This window comes from Pseudomonas sp. (genome assembly GCF_035554175.1).
GTDB lineage: Bacteria > Pseudomonadota > Gammaproteobacteria > Pseudomonadales > Pseudomonadaceae > Aquipseudomonas.
Map to the genome: position 1 here is coordinate 128721 of NZ_DATMIV010000042.1, position 14213 is coordinate 142933.

The following is a 14213-nucleotide window of genomic DNA, read 5'->3' on the forward strand; positions in this document are numbered from 1 at the left end:
TTGTTTTAATCACCAGTTATAGGAAACCGTACCGAGCAGGGTGCGATCCTCGCCCCAGTAGCAGCGGCCGGCGTCGTTGCATCCTGAAACGTATTCCTTATCGAACAGGTTTTTCGCATTCAGATCGACACTCCAGTGTGTATCGATCTGGTAACCCACCGCCGCGTCCACCAATGTGACGTCACCAGCATCCAGCTTGCCGTACAGTGAAGGCGATGTGTAGGCAAACGCACTGTCGAAATAACGCACCCCGCCAGCTACATACAAGCCTTTCAGATCACCGTCGAGGAAGCGATATTTCGCCCAGGCCGAGGCCTGGTTACGCGGCACCCCGGTCATTTGGTGGCCTTTGACCAGCGACGTCGCCGCATCCTTGGTGATCTTTGCATCGGTGTAGGTGTAAGCCGCAGTGACGTTGAGGTTCTGCGTCAGATTGCTGTTGAGTTCGAGTTCCACGCCCTTGGAGCGGCTTTCCCCCACCTGGCGATAGGTCGACGTAGTGGCGTCAAAGTAGGTGTCATCCTTCTTGCGCAAGTCATACACCGAAGCGGTGAAGGCGGTATCCCAGCCGATTGGTTCGTACTTCAGACCCACTTCGTATTGGCTACTGGTGATCGGATCAAGTGGCGCGCCGGCATTGGAAATCTGCTGCACCGGCACGAACGCGGTGGAATAGCTGACATACGGCGTCATGCCGTTGTCGAACTGATACATCACGCCGCCCTGGTAGGTGAACTTCTTGTCTTCGGAGTTGATGTTGCTGCCTCGCGCCACCTTGTCGCGGAACTCGCTGTCGACCCAGTCCTGCCGGCCGCCGAGCAAGAACAGCCAGCGATCGTATTTACTCTGGATTTGTGCATAAACGCCTTTCATCTGCTGCTCGAGCAGCGTGTTTTGCACGGCAATCGGTGTGGTCGGATCGCGAAGGTAAACCGGGTTGTAGATATCAATCGGGCCGACGATGCCGGCGTTCCAGTCCTGGTTGAACGATGTGCGATCGTAACTGGCGCCGAACAAAACTGTGTTTTCCAGCGCGCCCGCCTGAAATTTGCCTTCCAGCTGGTTATCCAGCGAATACACCATCGATTTATTGAAACGATCATAGGCGGTCATGTTCAGCCGCGTGCCGAAGCCTGCGTTGTTCAGATTGCCCGGCCAGGTTTCATGACGTGTGATGCGCGACTGCATGTAGCGCGAGTTCTGGCGGAACTGCCAGTCATCGTTGAACGAGTGGCTGTACTCGTAGCCGGTGCTCCAGGTTTCCCGTTCGAAAGTATTCCAGTCCGGGTCGCCGAGCATGGTGTCTCTGGATAACTTGCCGTTGGGATTGCTCAGCAACGTGCCGGCCGCCGGCAGGCCAAGCTCCATGTTGGTGTGATCTTTCTGGTAGTTGGCCAGCAGCGTCAGCGTATTGAAGTCGTCGAAATTCAGGGTCAGCGAAGGGGCGATATAGAGGCGATCGTCAGGAACGTGATCGGTCTGCGTATCGGATTTTCGCCCCAGCATCACCACGCGCCCGAGGACACTACCGCTGTCATTGAGCGGGCCTGCAACGTCGACGCCGATCTGCCGGCGATTGTTCGAACCATAACCCAATTGCACTTCGCCTTGAGGCGCGGCAGTCGGGCGCTTGCTGATCAGATTGACCAGGCCGCCCGGCGCGTTTTCGCCATACAGTAGCGAAGACGGGCCACGGAACACCTCGACCCGTTCCAGTCCGTACGGCTCGGTGCTGGTGTCATAGCGATTGCCCTGTACGCGCAGTCCATCGCGCAAAAGACCGTAGCCGTAATCGGTGGCGTTGAAACCACGGATATAGAACAGGTCTCCAGCCAGACTGTCGCCGGCGGCAAAAGGTGGGGCAAAGATCCCCGGCACGTAGCCGAGTACGTCGGTGAGTGTCTGAGATTTCTGATCCTTGATGCGTTGTCCGGTCACCACTGACACCGAACGCGGTGTTTCCGACAGCGGTGTACTGGTTTTCGTACCGATTCGGCTGTTTTGTGCTTTGTAGCCAACGTCGGCGGCGTAATCCAGATCCATTGGATTGGCCAATTGCGCATTGATGCTGGTCGGCGCCAATTCCAGGGAATCTCCGTCAGGCAAGGGCTGCAGAATGTAACTGCCGGGTGCTTGCGGCACCGCCTGCAAACCAGAACCTTGCAGCAATTGGGCAAAGCCTTGTTCGACACTGAAGTCACCGTTCAAGCCGGCGCTGCGCAAGCGGCTGGTCTGTTGCGGCGAGAACGACAGAATCACATTCGACGCAGAGGCGAACTGGCTCAACGCATTGTCCAACGGGCCGGCAGCGATGGCATAGCGCTGGGATGCCGTCGCCGCGCAGGCGCTGTGGCCAGTGACCAGACAGGACACAGCGCTGACCATCAATAAGCTGTAGGCAATGCAGTGGGGAGAAAAACGCTGACGGAACGTGGGAAGACGCATGTGTGGATTAGCCCTGAAGGTGGCGAAGAGCCGCGTTTATCGCGATTACCTGTAGGGCCGGGTCAGAGTGAAAAAAGGTAACCCTGTCTGCAATTATTTTTTCCCTGGCCTTGTTTCTATCCAGCACTGTGGCTGATCGAGACCCAGTAACGGCTGAAATAGCGCACGTTGATCGGCAACGAAGCCTGAAGGTTGGCCAGCACCGCGTCGGTCGAATCGAGCCGGAAGGTCCCCGAGACACGCAGATCCCGTGCCCGACGATCGCAATGCAATACACCGCTGCGATAGCGTCCCAATTCTTCGATGACATCGCCCAGCCGTGCATCGAGAACGATCAACTGGCCGTTGATCCAGGCTACCTCCGATGATTGGAAGGGATGACTGAGGCCGATATGCCGACTATCAAAATCCGCGCCTTCGCCTGCTTTAAAGATGCGTACTACAGCAGATGTCTGCGCAGGTTGAACGCTGACTCGATCTTCCAGCACGCCGACCCGGGTTGAAGTCGGCATCTGATGCACCGAGAACCGTGTGCCCAATGCCTGGACCCGGCCATCACGGGTTTCCACAAAAAACGGCCGCTGATCCCCGAACTTGCCGGTTTGAATGAGGATCTCACCCGAGCGCAAGCGAATCAGTCGCTGCGCTGCATCGAAGGAAACATCGATCGCGGAGTCGGTATTGAGCTGGATCTGGCTGCCGTCGGCCAGGCTGACAGTCCGACGCTGGCCCACCCCGGTTTTATAGTCGGCCCAGACGTTTCCAAGGGATGTATGTCGTTGAGCATTCCAGCCAACGAAGCCTGTACCCGCTGTGAGCAGCAACAGCTTGAGTACCCGGCGCCTTTGTTGGCCGCTATTGAGCGTACGTCGTTTCAGATCCTGCGGCAATGTACCGAGGTGGCGCTGCAATTGTTCCATCTGGTTCCACGCCGCCAGATGCGTCGGATCGCTGTCTATCCACAGCTGCCAGGCTTTTCGTTCGGCCAGGGTGGGCGGTTCGGATTGAAACCGCACGTACCAACTGGCGGCGGTTTCGAATACCTGCCGGTCTGGAGCGACGGCCATCATTGCTGCGCCATGATCAGGGCACACTCCGTCAGGGCGCGGATCATGTGTTTCTTGACTGTGGTCAGCGAAACCTTCAGCTGCAGAGCGATGTGTTGATAAGTCATGCCATCGACCTGCGAATGGATGAATATCTGCCGCGTCCGTGGGCCCAGGCCAGCCAGGGCTTTATCCACAGCAAGCAGCGTTTCGATGATGAGCGCCTTGTCCTCTTCGCTGATAACCGTGGCTTCTGGCCGGAGCGCCAAGGTCTGCAAATAAGCAGTTTCAATAGCGCGTCTTCTATAGCGGTCGATGACCAAGCCACGCGCCACAGTTGCCAGATAATCCCTCGGCTCACGAATATGAGCTGCATTGCGCGCCGCCAGAACTCGCAGAAACGTGTCATGCGCGACATCGGCTGCATCGCAGGCGTTGTGCAGTTTGCCCTTGAGCCAGCCATGCAGCCACGAATGGTGTTGCTCGTAGATTTGCTCGATCGCAGCGGTGTGGGCGGGTAGGGACATGGGAGAAACTGGCAAGTTAATGATAATGGCTATTATTAGCCTCTGTTACGTTCTCTCACAATAGCCTTTTCGGTTCCTGCCCTGGGTCTGCCAAGCGTCACCGATCCCTCGGTGGCGCTTTTTTGCGCCTGGAATAAGCCGTCGGGTCGATTTTATTAGGATTAAGCCCTGTGAATAACTGCCGCTAAGATCAGTTGATAACAGGGCCTTGAAACTGGATATAACCTGCCCTGTGGATAAGGATGCCTTTAATCCACAGGCTTAAACCGGTTATCCAAGGGCCTCATTGGCACCTGAGCACAGGGTTTTAAACCTCTATACACATTGAAAAATAAGGCTTGTAGCGATCTATCCACAGAAAGGTGGGTGAGTAAGAATAAACATAAAAACAAAGGTTTTATAAATTTCTCTCTTTTTTATTCTTTTAACCTTGAGTTCTCCACAGCTGGTTAAATTTTGTGCAGAGGGTTCTTTAGAAAGGGCGAAGTCCCTATACTTGCCGACCAGGTCCAGAAACCTGAGCTCAACTATTTCCTGATTGACCTACTTATGCAGGCACGAGGTGCGTGGTGGATTTCCCTTCCCGTTTTGAAGTGATCGTCATCGGCGGCGGTCATGCCGGTACCGAGGCAGCACTGGCGTCAGCACGTATGGGGGCAAAAACCCTGTTGCTGACGCATAACGTGGAAACCCTCGGTGCCATGAGTTGCAACCCGGCCATCGGTGGCATCGGCAAAAGTCATCTGGTCAAGGAGATCGATGCCCTCGGCGGCGCGATGGCCATGGCGACCGACAAGGGCGGCATCCAGTTTCGCGTGTTGAACAGCCGTAAAGGCCCAGCCGTACGCGCCACTCGTGCGCAGGCCGACCGGATTTTGTACAAGGCCGCTGTCCGCGAAATTCTGGAAAATCAGCCAAACCTGTGGATATTCCAGCAAGCCGCTGACGACCTGATCGTCGAGCAGGAACAAGTCCGTGGTGTCGTGACCCAGATGGGCCTGCGGTTCTTCGCCGATTCCGTGGTGCTGACCACCGGCACGTTCCTTGGCGGACTTATCCACATCGGTTTGCAGAATTTTGCCGGCGGTCGTGCCGGTGATCCGCCATCGATCGCGCTGGCCCACCGTTTGCGTGAGTTACCGCTGCGTGTCGGGCGCCTGAAAACCGGGACGCCACCGCGTATCGACGGCAAGTCTGTGGATTTCTCGGTGATGACCGAGCAACCAGGCGATATGCCGATCCCGGTGATGTCGTTCATGGGCAACAAGGAACAACATCCACGGCAAGTCAGTTGCTGGATCACTCATACCAATGCGCGAACCCATGAAATCATCGCCGCGAACCTCGATCGTTCGCCGATGTATTCCGCTGCCGGTGAAATCGAAGGCGTCGGCCCGCGCTATTGCCCGTCGATCGAAGACAAGATTCACCGCTTTGCCGACAAGGAAAGCCATCAGGTGTTCATCGAACCGGAAGGTCTGACCACCCATGAGTTGTACCCGAACGGGATATCCACAAGCCTGCCGTTCGATGTGCAACTGCAGATCGTGCAATCGATACGCGGCATGGAAAACGCGCACATCGTGCGTCCGGGTTATGCGATCGAGTACGACTACTTCGATCCGCGCGACTTGAAGTACAGCCTGGAAACCAAAGTGATCGGCGGCCTGTTCTTTGCCGGGCAGATCAACGGCACTACCGGTTACGAAGAGGCCGGCGCTCAAGGCCTGCTCGCTGGAGCCAACGCCGCGTTGCGTGCCCAGGGCAAAGAAGCCTGGTGCCCGCGTCGCGATGAGGCGTACATCGGTGTGTTGGTCGACGACCTGATTACCCTCGGTACCCAAGAGCCGTACCGCATGTTTACTTCCCGCGCCGAGTACCGCCTGATCCTGCGCGAGGACAACGCCGACCTGCGCCTGACCGAAAAAGGTCGCGAGCTCGGTCTGGTCGATGACGCGCGTTGGGCAGCCTTCTGCAAGAAACGCGAAAGTATCGAACTGGAAGAACAGCGCCTGAAAAGCACCTGGGTTCGTCCGAATACCGCTCAGGGCGATGCGATTGCCGAGAAATTCGGTACGCCGCTGACCCACGAATACAATTTGCTCAATCTGCTGAGCCGTCCGGAAATCGACTACGCCGGTCTGGTCGAAGTGACCGGGCAGGGCGCGGAAGATCCACAGGTCGCCGAGCAGGTTGAAATCAAGACCAAGTACGCCGGTTACATCGACCGTCAGCAGGACGAAATCGCCCGTCTGCGCGCCAGTGAAGATACGAAACTGCCTGTGGATATCGATTACACCAATATTTCCGGTCTCTCCAAGGAGATCCAGAGCAAGCTCGGTGCCACGCGTCCTGAGACGCTGGGCCAGGCTTCGCGGATCCCGGGCGTGACGCCGGCAGCGATTTCACTGTTGATGATTCATTTGAAGAAACGCGGCGCGGGCCGTCAGTTGGAGCAAAGCGCTTGAGTGCCAAGGTCACTTCGCAACACGCCGAAGAGTTATCCACAGGAGCCCGGGCGCTCGGTGTCGATCTCAGCGCAACCCAGCACGAATTGCTGCTGGGTTATCTGGCCCTGTTGATCAAATGGAACCAGGCCTACAACCTGACCGCCGTGCGCGATCCGGACGAGATGGTGTCACGGCACTTGCTCGATAGTCTGAGCGTCATGTCGTTCATCGAAAACGGCCGCTGGCTCGACGTTGGCAGTGGCGGCGGCATGCCCGGTATTCCGTTGGCGATCCTGTTTCCGGACTCGCAAGTGACCTGCCTGGACAGCAACGGCAAGAAAACCCGTTTTCTGACCCAGGTCAAACTCGAGCTGAAGCTCGACAACCTGCAAGTTATCCACAGCCGCGTCGAAGGCTTCCAGCCTGAGCAGCCGTTCAACGGGATCATTTCCCGGGCGTTCAGCAGCATGGAAAATTTCACCAACTGGACCCGCCACCTCGGCGACGCCGATACACGCTGGCTGGCAATGAAGGGCGTTCATCCGGCCGATGAGCTGGTAGCATTGCCGGCAGATTTCAAACTCGATAGCGAACGTGCCCTGGCCGTCCCCGGTTGCCAAGGCCAACGCCATCTGCTGATACTGCGCCGCACGGCATGATTGGGAACACAAGCAAGAATGGCTAAGGTATTCGCGATAGCGAACCAGAAGGGTGGTGTGGGCAAAACCACCACCTGCATCAACCTCGCAGCATCCCTGGTCGCGACCAAGCGCCGGGTGCTGTTGATCGATCTCGATCCACAGGGCAACGCCACCATGGGTAGCGGTGTGGATAAACATGGTCTGGAAAATTCGGTCTATGACCTGCTGATCGGCGAATGCGATCTGGGCCAGGCCATGCACTTCTCCGAGCATGGCGGTTATCAACTGCTGCCGGCCAACCGCGATCTGACGGCGGCCGAAGTGGTGCTGCTGGAAATGCAGATGAAGGAAAGCCGTCTGCGCAGCGCGCTGGCGCCAATCCGTGACAATTATGACTACATCCTGATCGACTGCCCGCCGTCGCTGTCGATGCTCACGCTCAATGCTTTGGTCGCCGCCGACGGGGTAATCATCCCCATGCAGTGCGAGTACTTTGCCCTGGAAGGCTTGAGCGACCTTGTGGATAACATCAAGCGCATCGCCGAGCTGCTCAATCCGAACCTGAAGGTCGAAGGTCTGCTGCGCACCATGTACGACCCGCGCCTGAGCCTGATGAACGATGTCTCGGCGCAGCTAAAGGAACATTTCGGCGATCAGCTGTATGACACGGTGATCCCGCGCAACATTCGCCTGGCCGAAGCGCCGAGCTACGGCATGCCGGCGCTGGCCTACGACAAGCAATCCCGTGGCGCGCTGGCCTACCTGGCTCTGGCGGGCGAGATGGTTCGCCGTCAACGCAAAAATTCACGCATTGCTGCTGCTCAGCCAACTTAAGGAATCCCCATGGCCGTCAAGAAACGAGGTCTCGGACGTGGACTGGATGCACTGCTGAGTGGTCCGACGGTCAGCGCGCTGGAAGAACAGGCTGCGCAGGCTGACACCCGAGAACTGCAACATCTGCCGCTGGATCTGCTGCAGCGCGGCAAATACCAGCCACGCCGCGACATGGATCCGCAGGCCCTGGAAGAGCTGGCACAGTCGATCAAGGCTCAAGGCGTGATGCAGCCGATCGTGGTGCGCCCGATTGGCGGCGGTCGCTTTGAGATCATCGCCGGTGAACGCCGCTGGCGCGCCAGCCAGCAGGCCGGGCAGGAAACCATTCCGGCGATGGTGCGCGATGTGCCGGATGAAACCGCCATTGCGATTGCGCTGATCGAGAACATCCAGCGCGAAGACCTCAATCCGATCGAAGAAGCGGTGGCGCTGCAGCGCTTGCAGCAGGAATTCCAGCTGACCCAGCAGCAAGTCGCCGAGGCTGTGGGTAAGTCGCGGGTGACTGTGGCTAACCTGTTGCGACTTATTGCGCTGCCGGAAGTCATCAAAACCATGTTGTCCCACGGCGACCTGGAAATGGGTCATGCGCGTGCCTTGCTCGGTCTGCCGGACAATCAACAGGTAGAAGGGGCGCGACATGTTGTCGCACGAGGGCTGACTGTGCGCCAGACCGAGGCGCTGGTTCGTCAGTGGCTCAGTGGCAAACCCGAGCCTGTGGAAGCTGCAAAACCCGACCCGGACATCGCGCGCCTCGAGCAGCGCTTGGCCGAGCGGCTGGGCTCTGCGGTGCAGATTCGTCATGGCAAGAAGGGCAAAGGCCAATTGGTGATCGGTTATAACTCGCTCGATGAGCTTCAAGGTGTGCTCGCACACATCCGCTGAAACATTTCCTCATGTAGCGCGCAGTCGGAAATCACTACCTGACAGTTGAATAGGGGCAGAACCGCCCCTATACTCTGCGCGCATTTTGTCGGCACAAATTATGCCAAGTTATTGAATTTCGGCAGCCGACCATTGGAGAGCAACTGTGATGGAAACCCGCACGCCAAACCGCTTGCCTTTCCATCGCCTGGCGGTTTTTCCGGTGTTGATGGCTCAATTTGTCATTTTGCTCATTGCCGCTTTGGCGCTCTGGCAATGGCATGGAGTCGTTGCCGGATACTCGGGACTTTGCGGAGGCCTGATAGCCTTGCTGCCCAATGTTTATTTCGCTCACAAGGCATTTCGGTTTTCCGGCGCCCGAGCAGCCCAGTCCATCGTCCGGTCGTTCTATGCCGGCGAGGCAGGCAAACTGATTTTGACGGCAGTGCTCTTTGCACTGGTGTTCGCAGGTGTGAAGCCACTGGCGCCGATCGCAGTATTCGGCGTGTTCGTGCTGACTCAGTCGGTCAGCTGGTTCGCTCCCCTGCTGATGAGAACAAGACTTTCGAGACCTTAGGGCGTTTGAGGCAACCATGGCAGAAACAACCGCTTCGGGCTATATCCAGCACCACTTGCAGAACCTGACTTTCGGTCAGCTACCCAACGGCGGCTGGGGCTTTGCCCACACCGCAGCAGAGGCCAAGGAAATGGGCTTCTGGGCTTTCCACGTCGATACCCTCGGCTGGTCGGTCGCGCTGGGTCTGATCTTCGTTCTTCTTTTCCGCATGGCGGCCAAGAAAGCGACTTCGGGTCAGCCGGGTGCCTTGCAGAACTTCGTTGAAGTACTGGTCGAATTCGTCGATGGCAGCGTGAAAGACAGCTTCCATGGCCGTAGCCCGGTGATTGCACCGCTGGCACTGACCATCTTCGTCTGGGTGTTCCTGATGAACGCCGTCGACCTGGTACCGGTCGACTGGATTCCTCAGCTGGCCATCCTGATCTCCGGCGATGCCCACATCCCGTTCCGCGCCGTGTCGACTACCGACCCGAACGCGACACTGGGCATGGCATTCTCGGTGTTCGCACTGATCATTTTCTACAGCATCAAGGTCAAGGGCATCGGCGGCTTCATCGGCGAACTGACCCTGCATCCGTTCGGCAGCAAGAACATTTTCGTTCAAGCGCTGCTGATTCCGGTGAACTTCCTGCTGGAATTCGTCACCCTGATCGCCAAGCCGATCTCTCTGGCCCTGCGTCTGTTCGGCAACATGTATGCCGGCGAGCTGGTGTTCATTCTGATCGCTGTGATGTTCGGCAGCGGCCTGCTCTGGCTCAGCGGCCTGGGCGTTGTTCTGCAGTGGGCGTGGGCGGTGTTCCACATCCTGATCATCACCCTGCAGGCGTTCATCTTCATGATGCTGACCATCGTCTACCTGTCGATGGCGCACGAAGAAAACCATTAAGACCAGTCTCGACTAGTCTGATGTTCCTCCCGGTCAAACGGGAGGGAGCTCCTTGCGGGGCAACTGAAACGATTTGTTTTACCGCTTTAATCTAAAAAACCTAAACCATACGACGTAAAAGTCGGGAGGAAAGATGGAAACTGTAGTTGGTCTAACCGCTATCGCTGTTGCACTGTTGATCGGCCTGGGCGCACTGGGTACCGCAATTGGTTTCGGCCTGCTGGGCGGCAAGTTCCTGGAAGGCGCAGCGCGTCAGCCAGAAATGGTTCCAATGCTGCAAGTCAAAATGTTCATCGTTGCCGGTCTGCTCGACGCCGTAACCATGATCGGTGTTGGTATCGCTCTGTTCTTCACCTTTGCGAACCCGTTCGTTGGTCAGATCGCTGGCTGATTACTCGGATCTTCCGGGTAATTTGGTGTGATGGACAACGTAACTGCGAGGTGTTGGCGTGAACATTAATGCGACCCTGATTGGCCAGTCCGTTGCGTTCCTGATTTTTGTACTGTTCTGCATGAAGTATGTATGGCCTCCGGTCATCGCTGCTCTGCACGAACGTCAAAAGAAGATCGCTGATGGTCTGGACGCTGCCAGCCGTGCAGCTCGCGACCTGGAGTTGGCCCAAGAGAAAGCGGGTCAGCAACTGCGCGAAGCGAAAGCTCAGGCAGCTGAAATCATCGAGCAAGCCAAGAAACGCGGTAACCAGATCGTCGAAGAGGCTGTTGAAAAAGCCCGTATCGACGCTGACCGTGTGAAGGTTCAGGCTCAAGCCGAGATCGAACAGGAACTGAACAGCGTCAAAGACAAGCTGCGTGCCCAAGTGGGCTTGCTGGCTGTTGGCGGCGCCGAGAAGATCCTGGGTGCCACAATCGATCAAAACGCGCACGCAGAGCTGGTTAACCAACTGGCTGCTGAAATCTAAGCGAGGGCGATCATGGCAGAACTGACCACGTTGGCCCGACCTTACGCTAAGGCGGCCTTCGAGCACGCTCAGGCCCACCAGCAACTGGCCAATTGGTCAGCCATGCTCGGCTTGGCAGCGGCGGTGTCGCAAGACGACACCCTGCAGCGCGTGCTCAAGGCCCCGCGACTGACGAGCGCAGAAAAGGCCGCCACGTTCATTGACGTGTGCGGCGACAAGTTTGATGAGAAGGCACGCAATTTCATCAACGTCGTTGCCGAAAACGACCGTCTCCTGCTTCTGCCGGAGATCGCCGCTCTGTTCGACCTGTACAAGGCCGAACAAGAGAAATCGGTAGACGTTGAAGTAACCAGTGCATTTGCATTGAACCAAGAACAGCAAGACAAACTCGCCAAGGTTCTCAGTGCACGACTCAACCGGGAAGTGCGCCTGCAAGTTGCGGAGGACGCTGCCTTGATTGGTGGTGTCGTGATCCGCGCCGGCGACCTGGTTATCGATGGCTCGATTCGCGGCAAAATCGCGAAACTTGCCGAAGCATTGAAATCTTGAGTTTGAAGGGGCAGCAGAGCAATGCAGCAACTCAATCCTTCCGAAATAAGTGAAATTATCAAGGGCCGCATCGACAAGCTCGATGTGACCTCCCAAGCCCGTAACGAAGGCACTGTCGTCAGCGTATCTGACGGCATCGTGCGGATTCACGGTCTGGCCGACGTCATGTACGGCGAGATGATCGAGTTTCCGGGCGGCGTCTACGGTATGGCCCTCAACCTGGAGCAGGACTCCGTAGGTGCCGTGGTACTGGGCGCTTACACCAGTCTGGCTGAAGGCATGAGCGCCAAGTGCACCGGCCGCATCCTCGAGGTTCCTGTTGGTAAGGAATTGTTGGGCCGCGTAGTCGATGCACTGGGTAACCCTGTTGACGGCAAAGGTCCACTGGGCAACACCGAGACCGACGCGGTCGAGAAAGTTGCTCCAGGCGTGATCTGGCGTAAGTCGGTAGACCAGCCTGTACAGACTGGCTACAAGGCTGTCGATGCCATGATCCCTGTCGGCCGTGGCCAGCGTGAGCTGATCATCGGTGACCGTCAGATCGGTAAAACCGCTCTGGCGATCGACGCGATCATCAACCAGAAAAACAGCGGCATTTTCTGCGTCTACGTAGCTATCGGTCAGAAACAATCGACCATCGCCAACGTGGTTCGCAAGCTGGAAGAAAACGGCGCCCTGGCCAACACGATCATCGTGGCTGCCAGTGCTTCGGAATCTCCTGCGCTGCAATTCCTGGCACCGTATGCCGGTTGCACCATGGGTGAATTCTTCCGTGACCGCGGTGAAGACGCGCTGATCGTTTATGACGATCTGTCCAAGCAAGCAGTGGCTTATCGCCAGATTTCCCTGCTGCTGCGCCGTCCACCAGGCCGTGAAGCTTACCCAGGCGACGTGTTCTATCTCCATTCCCGTCTGCTGGAGCGCGCATCCCGCGTTTCGGAAGAATATGTCGAGAAGTTCACCAACGGCGCAGTGACCGGCAAAACCGGTTCCCTGACCGCGCTGCCGATCATCGAAACCCAGGCTGGCGACGTTTCCGCGTTCGTTCCGACCAACGTGATTTCCATCACCGACGGTCAGATCTTCCTGGAATCGGCCATGTTCAACTCGGGCATCCGCCCTGCAGTGAACGCCGGTGTTTCGGTATCCCGTGTGGGTGGTGCCGCTCAGACCAAGATCATCAAGAAGCTCTCCGGTGGTATCCGTACCGCTCTGGCTCAGTACCGTGAACTGGCGGCATTCGCCCAGTTCGCTTCTGACCTGGACGAAGCGACCCGCAAGCAACTTGAGCATGGTCAGCGCGTTACCGAGCTGATGAAGCAGAAGCAATACGCACCAATGTCGATCGCTGACATGGCGCTGTCGCTGTATGCCGCTGAGCGTGGGTTCCTGACTGACATTGAAATCGCCAAGGTCGGCAGCTTCGAACAAGCGCTGATCGCTTTCTTCAACCGCGATCACGCCGATTTGATGGCCAAGATCAACGTTAAAGGTGACTTCAATGACGAAATCGACGCTGGCATGAAAGCCGGTATCGAGAAGTTCAAGGCCACCCAAACCTGGTAAGCCGCAGCGGGAGCCGCGAGGCTCCCGCTTGCTAACCTGATAGGTGTTACATGGCAGGCGCAAAAGAGATTCGCAGTAAGATTGCGAGCATCAAAAGCACGCAAAAGATTACCAGCGCCATGGAAAAAGTGGCGGTCAGCAAAATGCGCAAGGCACAAATGCGCATGGCTGCTAGCCGTCCTTATGCGGAGCGTATCCGCCAGGTAATTGGGCATCTGGCCAACGCCAACCCGGAATACCGCCACCCGTTCATGATCGACCGCGAAGTAAAGCGCGTCGGTTATGTCGTCGTGAGCAGTGACCGTGGTCTGTGCGGTGGCTTGAACACCAACCTGTTCAAGGCCCTGGTCAAGGACATGGCGGTAAACCGCGAAAACGGCGTCGAGATCGATCTGTGTGTAGTCGGTAGCAAGGGTGCGGCCTTTTTCCGCAACTTCGGCGGTAACGTCGTTGCAGCTATCAGCCACCTGGGTGAAGAGCCGTCGATCAATGATCTGATCGGCAGCGTCAAGGTGATGCTGGATGCCTACCTGGACGGCCGTATCGATCGCCTGTCCGTGGTGTCCAACAAGTTCATCAACACCATGACGCAGCAGCCTACCGTGGAGCAGTTGATTCCACTGGTGGCGACCCCGGATCAGGATCTCAAGCACCACTGGGACTATCTCTACGAACCGGATGCCAAAGAGCTGCTTGATGGCTTGATGGTCCGTTACGTCGAGTCGCAGGTCTACCAGGCGGTGGTCGAGAACAACGCGGCTGAACAGGCTGCGCGGATGATCGCGATGAAGAACGCTACCGACAACGCCGGTGATTTGATCAGCGATTTGCAGCTGATCTACAACAAGGCGCGTCAGGCTGCGATCACCCAAGAGATCTCGGAAATCGTCGGCGGCGCTGCCGCGGTTTAA

General features: G+C 57.2%; 14 protein-coding genes. 11 read left to right on the forward strand and 3 right to left on the reverse strand.

Annotated elements, in window-relative coordinates:
* Positions 1 to 9: 9 nt before the first annotated feature.
* The 3 genes from VNV36_RS19130 to VNV36_RS19140 form a co-directional block, all read right to left on the reverse strand.
* Positions 10 to 2445: a TonB-dependent siderophore receptor gene (locus VNV36_RS19130; protein WP_325719451.1), complete on the reverse strand. Its 2436-nt coding sequence runs from the start codon at positions 2443 to 2445 to the stop codon at positions 10 to 12.
* Positions 2446 to 2561: 116 nt separating this feature from the next.
* Positions 2562 to 3512 carry a FecR domain-containing protein gene (locus tag VNV36_RS19135; protein WP_325719453.1) on the reverse strand — a complete coding sequence of 317 codons (951 nt, stop codon included), beginning with the start codon at positions 3510 to 3512 and terminating at the stop codon, positions 2562 to 2564.
* Positions 3512 to 4018 carry a sigma-70 family RNA polymerase sigma factor gene (locus VNV36_RS19140; protein WP_325719455.1) on the reverse strand — a complete coding sequence of 169 codons (507 nt, stop codon included), beginning with the start codon at positions 4016 to 4018 and terminating at the stop codon, positions 3512 to 3514. Before VNV36_RS19140 ends, VNV36_RS19135 begins: the two co-directional genes overlap by 1 nt.
* Positions 4019 to 4587: 569 nt before the next feature.
* Between VNV36_RS19140 and mnmG the strand changes: the two genes are divergently transcribed.
* The 11 genes from mnmG to atpG all read left to right on the forward strand — a co-directional run bounded on the left by mnmG (position 4588) and on the right by atpG (position 14213).
* Positions 4588 to 6486 (forward strand): tRNA uridine-5-carboxymethylaminomethyl(34) synthesis enzyme MnmG, encoded by a 1899-nt coding sequence (mnmG, locus tag VNV36_RS19145; protein WP_325719457.1) that lies wholly within the window; start codon positions 4588 to 4590, stop codon positions 6484 to 6486.
* Positions 6483 to 7127 (forward strand): 16S rRNA (guanine(527)-N(7))-methyltransferase RsmG, encoded by a 645-nt coding sequence (gene rsmG / locus VNV36_RS19150; RefSeq protein ID WP_325719459.1) that lies wholly within the window; start codon positions 6483 to 6485, stop codon positions 7125 to 7127. Before mnmG ends, rsmG begins: the two co-directional genes overlap by 4 nt.
* Before the next feature lie 18 nt (positions 7128 to 7145).
* Entirely contained in the window at positions 7146 to 7943 is a 798-nt protein-coding gene (locus tag VNV36_RS19155) for a ParA family protein (RefSeq protein ID WP_016772400.1), read from the forward strand.
* 9 nt (positions 7944 to 7952) lie between these two features.
* The gene (locus VNV36_RS19160; protein WP_007960777.1) at positions 7953 to 8825 is read left to right on the forward strand and encodes a ParB/RepB/Spo0J family partition protein; all 873 of its coding nucleotides are present in this window, start codon (positions 7953 to 7955) and stop codon (positions 8823 to 8825) included.
* 148 nt (positions 8826 to 8973) lie between these two features.
* Positions 8974 to 9381: a F0F1 ATP synthase subunit I gene (locus tag VNV36_RS19165; RefSeq protein WP_042607990.1), complete on the forward strand. Its 408-nt coding sequence runs from the start codon at positions 8974 to 8976 to the stop codon at positions 9379 to 9381.
* 16 nt (positions 9382 to 9397) lie between these two features.
* Entirely contained in the window at positions 9398 to 10267 is an 870-nt protein-coding gene (gene atpB / locus VNV36_RS19170; RefSeq protein ID WP_016772402.1) for a F0F1 ATP synthase subunit A, read from the forward strand.
* A 133-nt stretch (positions 10268 to 10400) separates the two neighbouring features.
* Positions 10401 to 10658: a F0F1 ATP synthase subunit C gene (atpE, locus tag VNV36_RS19175; RefSeq protein WP_003097235.1), complete on the forward strand. Its 258-nt coding sequence runs from the start codon at positions 10401 to 10403 to the stop codon at positions 10656 to 10658.
* A gap of 58 nt (positions 10659 to 10716) precedes the next feature.
* A complete protein-coding gene (locus VNV36_RS19180) occupies positions 10717 to 11187 on the forward strand; it encodes a F0F1 ATP synthase subunit B (protein ID WP_016772403.1) in 471 nt (156 codons plus the stop codon).
* Between the two features lie 12 nt (positions 11188 to 11199).
* Positions 11200 to 11736 (forward strand): F0F1 ATP synthase subunit delta, encoded by a 537-nt coding sequence (locus VNV36_RS19185; RefSeq protein ID WP_016772404.1) that lies wholly within the window; start codon positions 11200 to 11202, stop codon positions 11734 to 11736.
* A gap of 21 nt (positions 11737 to 11757) precedes the next feature.
* Entirely contained in the window at positions 11758 to 13302 is a 1545-nt protein-coding gene (gene atpA, locus VNV36_RS19190; RefSeq protein ID WP_325719465.1) for a F0F1 ATP synthase subunit alpha, read from the forward strand.
* Positions 13303 to 13352: 50 nt separating this feature from the next.
* On the forward strand, positions 13353 to 14213 hold the full coding sequence (atpG, locus tag VNV36_RS19195) for a F0F1 ATP synthase subunit gamma (RefSeq protein ID WP_007960781.1): 861 nt from the start codon (positions 13353 to 13355) through the stop codon (positions 14211 to 14213).

Bases quoted from the DNA above. Each gene is read 5' to 3' on its own strand.
- VNV36_RS19130 (WP_325719451.1), bottom strand. From the start codon at position 2,445: ATGCGTCTTCCCACGTTCCGTCAGCGTTTTTCTCCCCACTGCATTGCC.
- VNV36_RS19135 (WP_325719453.1), bottom strand. From the start codon at position 3,512: ATGGCCGTCGCTCCAGACCGGCAGGTATTCGAAACCGCCGCCAGTTGG.
- VNV36_RS19140 (WP_325719455.1), bottom strand. From the start codon at position 4,018: ATGTCCCTACCCGCCCACACCGCTGCGATCGAGCAAATCTACGAGCAA.
- VNV36_RS19155 (WP_016772400.1), top strand. From the start codon at position 7,146: ATGGCTAAGGTATTCGCGATAGCGAACCAGAAGGGTGGTGTGGGCAAA.
- VNV36_RS19160 (WP_007960777.1), top strand. From the start codon at position 7,953: ATGGCCGTCAAGAAACGAGGTCTCGGACGTGGACTGGATGCACTGCTG.
- VNV36_RS19165 (WP_042607990.1), top strand. From the start codon at position 8,974: ATGGAAACCCGCACGCCAAACCGCTTGCCTTTCCATCGCCTGGCGGTT.
- atpB (WP_016772402.1), top strand. From the start codon at position 9,398: ATGGCAGAAACAACCGCTTCGGGCTATATCCAGCACCACTTGCAGAAC.
- atpE (WP_003097235.1), top strand. From the start codon at position 10,401: ATGGAAACTGTAGTTGGTCTAACCGCTATCGCTGTTGCACTGTTGATC.
- VNV36_RS19185 (WP_016772404.1), top strand. From the start codon at position 11,200: ATGGCAGAACTGACCACGTTGGCCCGACCTTACGCTAAGGCGGCCTTC.
- atpA (WP_325719465.1), top strand. From the start codon at position 11,758: ATGCAGCAACTCAATCCTTCCGAAATAAGTGAAATTATCAAGGGCCGC.
- atpG (WP_007960781.1), top strand. From the start codon at position 13,353: ATGGCAGGCGCAAAAGAGATTCGCAGTAAGATTGCGAGCATCAAAAGC.